This is a genomic window from Gordonia marina, from assembly GCF_052036135.1.
In the GTDB taxonomy this organism is placed as follows: Bacteria; Actinomycetota; Actinomycetes; order Mycobacteriales; family Mycobacteriaceae; genus Gordonia.
Genome location: NZ_JBPSDN010000011.1, coordinates 144,130 through 154,241 on the forward strand (window position 1 = coordinate 144,130; position 10,112 = coordinate 154,241).

Below are 10,112 nucleotides of genomic sequence, written 5' to 3' on the forward strand. Positions count from 1 at the left end.
TCAAGACGACTCAGATCCGGAAGACCGGGACGCTTCCCGAATGTATGTCACCCCGAATGCTCTCACCTGCCGGTATTCTTGGCGCGCACTACCGAAGTCGAACCAGCCACCTTCTTCCTTCTGAAAGATGTCGAGGCCACGGCCGAGGTTGATTCGCCATCCGTTATCCGTGCGGATCCAACGATCGTGACCGCCAGGATCTTTAGCCACCTCGACCTTGATGCCCTGCTGAGCGGCCCCTTGGATGATCTGGCCGAGCATCTGCAACTGCTTCTTCTGATATCCGACGTCGGCTTCGAGCACGGTGAATAGTCTGAACGTCACCTCATCGGCGGGGTCTTTGGCCGAAGCGATCAGAGCCAACAACTCGACGAGATTCCGGCCCTGATGGCCCATCCGGATGTACGGGTCGTGCAACTCGATCTCGGTTGCGCCTCGCAGGTACGGCAAGAAGAGAGTGTCATACGATATTCCGCGCTGATTCTCGACGAAATCCCGGTGCCCCTGGAAGAGTGCCTCCTCAGTCGGAACTGACGCCGCGCGTGTCTCCGGACCGGTCGCGCCCGGCGTGGGGTCGGGCCGATCGACGGACTCCTCGTCACTGCGCTCGGCGCCGGGACGGCCACGATGGTAGTACCCGGGGTACTCGTCTTCCTCCAAGGTAGTGACTGCTGTCCAGTCACCCGCGAGTGATCGGTAGCCGAAGTTCACCGCAGCCATGGTGTCGTCCATGCGCAGAATCTGGTCCTTGACTCGCTTGCGGCCTTCGATCGCGAAGCGCAATATCTCCTCGACCTCCTCGGCCGTGGCTTGTTCGTGCGGGTAGAGCAGCTTCATCAGGCCAGAGAAAGTCTTGTGGATTCCGTCACGGTCGCGGGTGGAGATGTCGGAGCCGAGGGTGAAGTGCTGCTGGTAGCGGTCGGAGTAGTCGAGGTTTCGCATCGATTTGAGAACTTCGGCGATGTAGTCGACGACGAAACCGTATCCGCTGGAGAACATCTCACCGCGGATCGTGTCGACTTCCCAGCCCGGAATGTAGAAGTGCAGCCTATCGAGGTAGGCCGAGTCGTGGTAGCTCTCGGGGAGCTCGTCGAAGAGGTCCGAGTGTTTGAGCATGTACGGCACGGTGTGCGAGGTGTTGCCGACGAACACCATCGATGCCTCCGCACCCAGTGTCTCGACGCCACGGGAGAACGACTTGTTCGCCATGTAGTTCTTCATGATGTCGACCAGCGCCTTGTCGGTGCGCTTCTTCTTACCGGCGAACTCATCGAACGCGACGACATCCCAGTAGCCGAGGAGCCCGATCTTCCCGTTAGCGTTGTTCACGAACAGTTTCGGCACGGTGATCTCTCCGCCGGAGATCAGCATGCCGTGGGGTGAGAACTCCGAGTAGATGTGCGACTTGCCGGTTCCCTTCGGTCCGAGCTCGACGAGGTTGTAGTTGCGTTCAACGAACGGGATCAACCGAGTCAGCTGAAGCAGCTTCGCGCGTCGCCCGAACATCTCCGGGTTGAATCCGATCGACTGGATCAGCAGGTCGGTCCACTCGTCGGTGGTGAACGCGGCCCGGCCGCCGAGGTAGCCTTCGTAGTCGAAATTCGACATCTGAATCGGCTGCAATCGCCCCAGAATCCAGGGCACCACGCGGGAGTCGTCACTATGGAAGTATTCAATGTCACACAAACACCACACGCCACCCACCAGAAGTTTCTGATTCGCGTTCACCGTGTTCGGCTCCACGAGTACCCCGTTGATGCCGAGATTCGCGAATGATGCCTGATAGACGTCGTCCTTCTCGTTCAGCGTCACACTGACTCGGTCGATGATCCGGAAGCGACCCTTCTCCCGGATCTTCGACTTCACCAGTTCCGATTCATTGCGATGCACGTAGTGTTCGGCGAGGATCCGGCGCACCTTCTCGATGCCCTCCTGGATCGTCGCCTCATCGTCGGTCGCGGCGAACTGCCCGAGCAAGTACTCCAACACGTACGACGGAACGATCGCGTTGCCTTTGACCGCCTTGACCAGATCCTTGCGCACCACCGCTCCCGGAAAGTGCGTGTTAATCTTGCGGTCGAGCACAGTGGGCTGCGCCACGGCGCTTACCGCGCCGTCGTCAGGCGCCTGCTCGGTGAGTGCCGCTTCGGTCAGGTCGAGTTGGTCGCTCATCAGAAATCCCATCCGTCATCGCTCGCGAAGGCCCGCTTGATCGTGTACGGGGCCGTCTTGTACTTCTTCCACTGGTCGGTGCCCTCGATCGGCTCAGAGAGCCGGAACTCGACGCTGTGGTTGTTGGCCTCGTCCGCCGCCTTACCGAGAAGCAGTGTGACACTTTGGAATCGGTCGCGTCCTGCATCACTACTCGAATCGAAGATCATCTCCTGCTCATCGGAGATCAACGTGTCTCCGAAGTAGAGGCCGGCACGCAGGCGCCTCGCCGGCTTATGCGGCTCCACCTTGGCCGACTGGTACAGTTTGACGACGATCTGCCCGGTCGTGATTCTGTCCGACTCGGGGTGGATGTCGACATTCACACGCTCGACCGTGTCGCTGCGACTCTTGTTGATCTGGACCACCGGCACCACGATCTCCTGCAGCGACGCTCCGCCGTGCACGAACTGATATCCGGCTCCGGGCTGCACGATCCGCTGGATCGAGTTCGGGATCTGCACTTCCAGATCACTCGACAGTCCCACTTGGTCGGGCCGGAATGTGGTGAAGGCAGGGTCCGGCTTCAACCCTCGCCCCAATACGTAGCGCCGCTTGGACGCCACGATCTGTTCGCCCTGCGGCGTCGCCGTGAGGTTGAACTGCTCGGCCAACTTGGACCGCTGGTAGAGGAACCCGTGGTCGGCCGTGACGAGGATGTTCGTCGCGTTCGCACTCGCGAGCTTCTTGACGATGTCGATCAGCTCGCGGATCGCCTCTGCTGCCGCCGTGAATGTTCGGGCCTCGGAGACGGCTTTGTCGCCGGTCGCGTCGACCGTGTCGTGATACACGTAGAGCACCTGATTCGACGAATACAGCTCACGGCGATCGGTCGGCTTCATCTCGAGAAAATCTCGCGCCTGGATCGCCGCACCGCCCACCGTGCTGAGGACTCTACTGCGGTTTGCGGTGCCATCGGATCTCTGCCCGTCGACCAGTACCGGATCGCCGTCCGGTGAATGTGCCAGCGTGGTGTGCGGGAGCAGTGCCGCCATCCCGAGTTGGGTGTACGACGGCAGCACGCCGAGCATCGCGTCGATGGACGCGGAGAACTTGTTCTCACCACGGATTCTGTTGCTCAGTTCGTCGGCTACCTCGTAGCGGAGTGCGTCGGAGACGACCACGACGGCTTTCTTGCGGCCGGTGAGGATGGGAGCGATGTAGTGGCTGTAGAACGACGTTTGCGAGGTCAGACCTAAGCTGCTCCACTGCGCGACCGCACCGACCTGCTGCTGCCACGCCACCCCGAGTGGCGCGACGAAATCGGTGACATAGGCCCTCTCGATCAGATCGGCCAGCTCGTCGATCGGTTGCTTGAACTCCGCGGTCATGTACGCGTGGGTGAACTGTCGATAGCGCTGGTCGATGCGGAACCACTCGTCGCGATACCGTGTCAAACCCTCGTCGAAGTCAGTGATCTGGAGCTCAGCCTTCCTGATCGCCGGAAGCAGCTCGGCCGCAGCGCTGAGCGCCTCGTACAGGGTCGAGTAGTCGTCGAACCAGAAACTGTCGCGGCGCCGGGCACTGATCGCATCGACGATATCGCGGTACGGCATCGTCTTGGTGCTGATCCCGGCCACCAGCCGTCGGATCACCTCGCGCTCGCTGGCCTCGAAGAGGTCCGTGTCTCGCAGGGTATCCCAATCGATCTCACCGACGCCGTCGGCGTAGTCGAGGTTGCGTTCGGCGGTACGGGCAAGCGATTTCATCGCGCTACTGCTGCGCTTGGAATCACGGAAGCCGCGGAAGTCGAGCGCCAGGTTCCGGACCTTGTTCGACTCCACGACGTCGAATCCGCCAACGGCGCTCTGGAACATCCAGAGCACCAGGCCCGCGAATGTCTGTGCCTGCGAGGTGAACCCGTAGATTCCGGAGGCGCCGGCCCAATAGAAGTCCGCGAGGCCATGATGGGCGAGCGCGTCGAATCCGGACGTGTCGTCGTCAGCGTGCTGTATCAGTAGCGTTCGGGTGAGCTCGGAGAAGCTATGCTCTCTCTGACCGAGGAGCACGGCGCACATCTGCGCCTGCACCACCGTCAAGTCGTCGCCGGCCAGTGGCAGCGCCTTGAGTCTGGCCACCAACTTCGCGTCGTCGAAGAACGATGGGTGTCGGGCGATCAATTCGTCGGAACCCAGTGCCGTGAGTCCCAGATCGGCCCGCACCAACGCGTTGCGATCGGCGGTGAATACCGGACCGTAGGCCAACTCGATGTCGAGCAACCAGTTTCCGACGCCCTCGGGCACCTTGTCCGAGCGGTAGATCAGGAACTTCGCCCCCGGCTCTTCGCGCAGCACCTGGTGTTTGATCGCGAACTCGTTGTCAGCGACCCGCAGTACTGCCACGTTGTCCGGCGCGAGCGTGTCCAGCTCAGCTGCGTAACCACCCTCAGGGTCGTGCCAGACGACGATGCGTGTGGAGTCGAAACGATTCGCGAGGTGGTCGGTGATCGTGGGCGTCTTACTCATTCGTTGTCCTCGTCGTCACGGGCCGGACCGAGTGCACGACGCGCGACTCGTTCTTGCGCAGCCCGGTAGATTTGCGAGATCCGCCGCTGCAGCTCCTCTTTGGGCGGCAGAGTGGTCCAGTACTCGGCCACGACGATGCCGTCCTTGTGCATCTCCAGTAGTTCGATCTGTTCCCGAGAAGTCTCGGTGCACAGGATCAGACCCAGAGGCGCTTCTTCATCGCTGCGGCGCTCATACCGGTCGAGCCACTTCAGGTAGAGTTTCATCTGCCCTTCGTGCGCGGGCGTGAACTGCCCGACCTTGAGTTCCACGGCGATCAGGCGGTGCAGTGGGCGCGAATAGAACAACAGGTCGAGACGGAAGTCATCGTTATCGATCGTCATCCGCTTCTGACGAGCGACAAAGGTCCACCCGTTGCCAACCTCAAGGAGGAACGCCTCCATATCGCGAATGAGCGCGGCTTCGAGATCGCGCTCGGCGTAGGAGTCCGCGAGCCCTAAGAAGTCGAGAAAGTACGGATCACTGAAAGTATCCAGTGGTACCGCTGATCCGCCGGGGGTCTGCGCGTTGGCGATCTCGCGACGTTCAAATCCTTGTCGCCCGATCAAGTCCCGCAGAGCGCGAACGCTTAGTCGAGCCTCGAGCGCCTGGCGAATGTAGAATTCCCTCGCCTCATCCGAGTACACAGGCAGAAGCACCTTGAAGTGACTCCAACTCAATTGTTGCCCCAGCGTGGCCACAATCCTGCGATCGGGGAAGGACTGCGAGAACCGGACCATCCGGTAGAGACTCGACTTGTCAAAGCCTCGTCCGTAGCGCTTCGTCAATTGTGGCGACAGCCTGGCCACAATCTCCTCTGCGTACCCGGCACGCTGCTGGCCGAGCACTTCGGAATCGATGAGGTGACCGATCTGCCAGTTCATCATCGTCAGGACCGAGTTCGCTTGCGCGGCGACCGTCGTGCGAGCCTGCTCGATCAGCTCGGACACTCGATCGAACAGATCCCCGGACTCACCCCGCTGTTCCAGCTCAGTCATGCCACCGCTCGCAGTCACTCATCAGCGGCGTCCAACCCTGGGATCTTCTTCACGGCCGGGTAGAACTTCGGGTAGTTCACTTTCACGCCGTCATCGAGGTCGATCTCAACCTGCTGGGTGGCGAGCGGGTAAAGCACGTCGTGCTCATAGTCGCGCAGCTCGGCCAGCACTTTCCGCAGCCGGTCGGCTTCCTTCTGATCCTTCGCCGACGCTCCGCCGGCAGCCGCTGCTTCTGCCCGTTCGAGAGCCTTCTGCAGCTTGTTCTCATATTCCCGCAGGTACTCGTTGAGCACGGTCGAGACCGTGGACGGCGTGTAGCGATGCAGGTAGATCAACGCATTGAACGAGCCCTTGGGGCTGGAGAACATCCAGTAGATCGGGCGCTTCTTGTAGCGCTTCACGTGATCGTCGTAGAACTTCGACCTACCCGACTTGGTGATGAAGTAGTCGCGCAGCGTCTTGACACCCAGCGACTCCTCCACGAACCGCAGGTTCGCCTCGAAGTGCTCCGCGCCGAACGCGACCTTCAAGAACGTGCGGAAGCCTTCGACGATGTCGTCCTCGAACCAGCCGTCGTCGACGAACGGGATCACGTTGTCGACGTCCGGCACGAACGTGGGAGAGGGAATCCGCGCAAAGTAGTCCTCTAGCGTCGCGCCTTGATCGGCGAGGATCAGTCCAGGCTCGTCGAGACTGTAGCGACCGAACATGCAGCCGACGGCATACGAGACGAGATCGACGATGGCCGACTCCGTGAACAGAGTGTCGCGCTCCGCAGGCGTCTTGTTCGGCCACCGGAACGCGGAGTTGTTGGTGAGGGACACTCGTTCGAGCGGAACATGCGAAGGCACTTCGTCTTCGAGTCCATAAAGCCGAGCGACGGCCTCGTTGTTCTCGATCTCCAACTGCTGCTGAGCGCGCGAGCGGGCCGCCCACTCATCTCGATGCTGCGCAACAGTCTGTTCAAGCGTCTTCAACAGGGTTCCTTACGAGGGTTGACGAGGCATCGGCTGGCACCGCCATCGGGCGCGAGGGTAGCCATTGGGGTAGCCGAAGTGATTCTCCCCAGACTACTGGCAGAGTCCGACGGTCTTCGCAGACACGGCGAGCGCCGCTCGAGTTCTCTCGTCATCGGTGTGCAGGTACGACTGCGTACTCAGCACCGATGAATGCCCGAGCACGGCTTTGATCGTGGTCTCGTCGATCCCGTTCGCCAGTAGCAGTGTGGCCGCCGTATGACGCGCCTCGTACAGGAGCGGCCTTCGACTACTGCCATCCGGGAGAGTGACCGTCACGTCTGCCTTCTCGGCGATCTCGTACCATTCGCGGCGGTCCAGTTCGGCAGATCTGGGGCGGCCGTCGTCGCGCGGCCAGACGAGCCCACATGGAGACGATGGCGCGCAGTCTTCCCAGGCTCTCAGTGATTCAGTGAGCCACGGCACCAGCGGGATGACGCGGCTCCCCGCGCGGGTCTTCGGCCGGACCAGGTGGTAGGCACCGTGGATCTGCCTGGATTCGAAGCCGCGGGGAACCCGGAACCCACTCTCGGGTCGCCTGGACTCGACATATGGCAGCGCTTTGAGCTGCCAGGCAAGTGTCATCGTCTCGGCGTCAAGGTCCACCATGTCCCACGTCAGCCCCAGCGCTTCGGCTGGCCGCAGACCTTCCACGAGCGCCGCCACCCATCGTGAAGCGTCTGGGCGTTGAGTCGCCACACCGAGGATTCTCACGGCCGCCGCAACACTCAGCGATTGTCTTGGAGAGCGCCCTGCACCCGGGCTGCCAGCCTCTCGGACGTTCTGCGGGACCCGATATCCCTCGGCGACCGCGTCGGAGAGGATCTTGCCAAGGACCGCGTATGTGCGCTGCATCGTCGAGAGCGCGAGACCAGCATCTTCCTGCGCCGCCGTCACCTTCCGGACATCAGCGGGCACGAGGGCATCAAGGCGCAGGTGCCCGATAGTCGGCACAATCCAGCGATTCACTCCAGACCGGTCCGAGACATACGTGCCAGGCCGGACGACGCGCTGTCGCTCTTCGAGCCACCGGTCGGCCCATCGCTTGACCGTCGTGCTGCCGAAGGCCGGGGCGATGTGGCCTTCGGCGGCAATCCGCTGGTGCGCCTCCGCGAGCCGCTTTCGAACTTCAGCCTCCGTGCGCGCCTTCATCGTGATCCGACGCCGCCCGCCGCGTACCGTCCACCCAGCCTCGATCGAGGCGACCCATTGCCCTCGCGAGTTCTGGTAGACCGACCCCGTTCCCTTGTTGCGCTGCTTGAGTCTCGACATGGATCCACGGTAGGGGCTCGGCCGCGCCCGCGGTGGGGGTAGCCATCGGGGTAGCCATCCGGAGGGTCACAGAAGTACAGGGACGAGACGTTGCACGTCTGCACGCTCGCCGAAACGAGTTCTTGTGAGCCCGCCGCACGCACAGTTCATGAAGGACCAGTACACGGACGTCAAGCAGGACCTCTACGGGGCTTTCGTTGTCCGTGGGATCGAGCTCGCCGACAGGCGTGGACTGCTTGCCGTCGTCATCGGCGACACCTGGATGTCCATCAAGTCGTTCGAGTCATTGAGGCTGCGTCTGCTTGACGGCCACGCCTTCGGCTCGTTCGTCCATCTGAGAGACGTGTCCAATCACCCCGACATCTTCGGCGCCAATGCCGCATTTGTACTGTCGATGGCCAACGCACGAAGGCGGCGCGCGCCGTTCATCCGCCTCACGCCCCTCGGATCAGAACGCAAGGAGCGGGATTTGCACACCGCGCTCCTGGAGCGAACGCAGGATGCCGGCTTCCACCTCGCATCGGGTGAGGACTTCGCGGGTATCCCGGGCTCTCCGATCGTCTACTGGCTTAGTGAAAACTTGCGTCGGGTCTTCGCAACTTACGACAGCGTCGGAGACCGTTTCGACGCGATTGCGGGCATTTCAACAGGGGATAACGTACGATTCTTCCGGTTCTGGCACGAAGTATCGGTGCTCCGAATCGGCGGAGACTCGGAGATTGCACCGTGGGCGCCGCACCACAAGGGTGGGGCGAGCCGCAAGTGGGCGGGAAACGTAGAGCACGTGCTGCAGTATTCCGAGTCATCGGTGAAGCAAATGACGCTGCTCCCGGGATTCCGTCATGACGGAAACGCCGACTACTTCAAACCTCACGTTGGGTGGTCGGCACTAACCTCGATCTTTCATCCGGTGCCTATCCCTGCCTGAGCGGTTCGGATTGATTGCGGCAGGGCTGATTTTGCGGTTCGGGTACGACAGGCTGGCCGGTTGCCGCCGGATCACGGCCGGGTTTCACGGGCCCGGAGGGTGTCTTTCAGGTCGTTCGGATACGTCAGGACACGCTGGTCACGTGCTGTTCGGGTAGCCGTCGAGACGATCGAGCCCGGCGATCAGCAGACCGGTGTACTTGGCACGGGCATCGAACCGCAGCCGTCGCTGACGGGCGTGCCGAGCGATCCGAGCCGCGATCGCGAACAACCGAAGACGCAATGTCTTCAACTCCCACGTGCGGGCATCAGTGCTGGTCAACGCCAGCATCTGCATCCACGCGTTCAGATCGATCGCCAACGCTACGATCGAGGTCCACACCTGGTTCTGCGCGAACGAGAACAACGGAAGGTTCAACAGCCCGCAGTCTTTGCCCTGCCGGATCCGATCCTCGCACCGGGCGCGTCGGCGGTGCCGTAGTTCCAGATCAGCCAGCTGCCCGCGCGTGGTATTCGTGGCGAACGCGGTCAATCGCCACCCGTTGCGGTCAGTGATCCGCAGCTGTGCACCGGGATGGGGTTTCTCCCGCCGCACGATCACCCGCATCCCCGGCGGCCACCCCGACAGGTCGATCACTCCGGTCAACTCGGCGACGTCGGCGCCGTCTCGCTGCTCGCGGTCGCTGTTGTAGGCCGGAGTCCATGCCTTCTTCGGGAGTCGGTCGATGATCTCACCCAACCGGGCATCGAGACCGAATCCGACCGAGTACGAGACTCGCTGTTTGTGCAGGTAGTCGAGGAAGTCGTGAGTGGCGCCGGCCGAGTCGGTACGGATCAGGATCTTGCGGCCGGGACGCGGTGGTAGGTCGGGGATCTGCGCCAACGACTGCTGGGTGGTGGTGATGTGGTCGGTGGCGGTGTTCGATCCGGCATTGCCTGGTCGTAGCAGGATCGTTCCGGCTTCTCCGGTCGCGCCGGGCCCGTGGTCGATGAACGCGGTCATCGGATGAAAACCGTAGCCGCCCTTGTAGTTTCCCGCCGCTGACTGCTTGTCCGAGTGTGCGGTGACCAGGGTTGCGTCGAGGTCGATGACCAGTGGGTTCTTCGCCGAAATCCCGTGGTTCGGAGCAGCAGGACCGGCCAACGCCCACACCCGTGCCCGGGTCGCTGCTCGAGCCGCAGCG

The 10,112-nt window shown here is 62.1% G+C and carries 7 protein-coding genes; 1 reads left to right on the forward strand and 6 read right to left on the reverse strand.

Features of this window, described 5'->3' with window-relative positions; genetic code table 11:
• From brxL to ACSEEN_RS09495, 5 genes are all read right to left on the reverse strand, one after another.
• Positions 1-2,172, reverse strand: a complete 2,172-nt coding sequence (brxL, locus tag ACSEEN_RS09475; protein ID WP_440713027.1) for a BREX system Lon protease-like protein BrxL — start codon at positions 2,170-2,172, stop codon at positions 1-3.
• A complete protein-coding gene (gene pglZ, locus ACSEEN_RS09480) occupies positions 2,172-4,676 on the reverse strand; it encodes a BREX-1 system phosphatase PglZ type A (RefSeq protein WP_440713028.1) in 2,505 nt (834 codons plus the stop codon). The genes brxL and pglZ overlap by 1 nt, the downstream gene beginning before the upstream one ends.
• On the reverse strand, positions 4,673-5,713 hold the full coding sequence (locus tag ACSEEN_RS09485; RefSeq protein ID WP_440713029.1) for a PDDEXK nuclease domain-containing protein: 1,041 nt from the start codon (positions 5,711-5,713) through the stop codon (positions 4,673-4,675). The genes pglZ and ACSEEN_RS09485 overlap by 4 nt, the downstream gene beginning before the upstream one ends.
• A gap of 14 nt (positions 5,714-5,727) precedes the next feature.
• Positions 5,728-6,690, reverse strand: a complete 963-nt coding sequence (locus tag ACSEEN_RS09490; RefSeq protein ID WP_440713030.1) for a BREX-1 system adenine-specific DNA-methyltransferase PglX — start codon at positions 6,688-6,690, stop codon at positions 5,728-5,730.
• 93 nt (positions 6,691-6,783) lie between these two features.
• Positions 6,784-8,001: a tyrosine-type recombinase/integrase gene (locus tag ACSEEN_RS09495; RefSeq protein WP_440713031.1), complete on the reverse strand. Its 1,218-nt coding sequence runs from the start codon at positions 7,999-8,001 to the stop codon at positions 6,784-6,786.
• Between the two features lie 148 nt (positions 8,002-8,149).
• Here ACSEEN_RS09495 and ACSEEN_RS09500 point away from each other — a divergent pair, with 148 nt between their 5' ends.
• Entirely contained in the window at positions 8,150-8,929 is a 780-nt protein-coding gene (locus tag ACSEEN_RS09500; protein ID WP_440713032.1) for an Eco57I restriction-modification methylase domain-containing protein, read from the forward strand.
• Between the two features lie 138 nt (positions 8,930-9,067).
• Here the strand turns inward: ACSEEN_RS09500 and ACSEEN_RS09505 are convergent.
• Positions 9,068-10,112, reverse strand: a 1,045-nt coding sequence (locus ACSEEN_RS09505) for an IS1380 family transposase (protein ID WP_440713033.1), incomplete at its 5' end; no start/stop codon positions are given.